The organism is Halorubrum sp. Atlit-26R, assembly GCF_003666015.1.
Lineage (GTDB): Archaea > Halobacteriota > Halobacteria > Halobacteriales > Haloferacaceae > Halorubrum.
Genome location: NZ_QPLT01000349.1, coordinates 1 through 544 on the forward strand (window position 1 = coordinate 1; position 544 = coordinate 544).

A 544-nucleotide genomic window follows, 5' to 3' on the forward strand; every position below is an offset into this window, starting at 1 on the left:
TCGAAGCGAGGCCGAGCGCAGTCTGTCGTCGTGTGGGCATCGTGGTTCGGAGCGGCGGTCGCTGCTCGTGCCTCCCTTCGTCGCTCGACGGCTTTGTATTGACGGGCTTTCGGTCGTCGGCGGGTGTCATCTCGTTCGAGGCCGCGATTCAGCCTCCCCGATACTGGTTTCAAGCCCATCGATACCGATGTCCGGTGGGTGCCCGCAGCGCTTCAAGCGACTCAATACAAAGTGGGTAGGGGTACATGGTGTAGGTATGGCAAGTAGACGGAGCGTCCTGATCGGATTGGGTAGCTTAGTAGCGGGCGGCGGCGCGCTCCTCGGTACGGGCGCGTTTACGACTGTGACGGCGGAGCGGACGGTCAACGTGGAGACAACGGGTGACGCCAGCGCGTTTCTGGGACTCGCACCTGCGGACCGTCCTAATGCTTCTGGTAATCCGTTTGTTGAACAGAATGATCAAACAGTCGCCATAACCTTAGAAAATCCTGGAACCAACGATAATGATGGCAACGCAAGTGGTCTCAACGCGAATGCGGAAACA

General features: G+C 58.8%; 1 pseudogene. It reads left to right on the forward strand.

Going from position 1 to position 544, the window contains the following annotated elements:
- Nucleotides 1–256: 256 nt before the first annotated feature.
- Nucleotides 257–544, forward strand: a pseudogene (locus DVK07_RS24060) (hypothetical protein); the annotation flags it as partial.